The organism is Enterobacter sp. EC_50 (genome assembly GCF_019584525.1).
GTDB lineage: Bacteria > Pseudomonadota > Gammaproteobacteria > Enterobacterales > Enterobacteriaceae > Enterobacter > Enterobacter roggenkampii.
Map to the genome: position 1 here is coordinate 1 of NZ_VDAF01000110.1, position 240 is coordinate 240.

Annotated in this window: 1 rRNA gene; it reads left to right on the forward strand. The window is 53.8% G+C overall.

Annotated elements, in window-relative coordinates:
- Nucleotide 1: 1 nt before the first annotated feature.
- A 23S ribosomal RNA gene (locus FHC48_RS23240) occupies nt 2-240 on the forward strand; the annotation flags it as partial.

Genomic DNA, 240 nt, shown 5'->3' on the forward strand with positions numbered 1-240 from the left:
ACACGGTGGATGCCCTGGCAGTCAGAGGCGATGAAGGACGTGCTAATCTGCGAAAAGCGCCGGCGAGGTGATATGAACCTTTGACCCGGCGATGTCCGAATGGGGAAACCCAGTGCAATTCGTTGCACTATCGTTAACTGAATACATAGGTTAACGAGGCGAACCGGGGGAACTGAAACATCTAAGTACCCCGAGGAAAAGAAATCAACCGAGATTCCCCCAGTAGCGGCGAGCGAACGG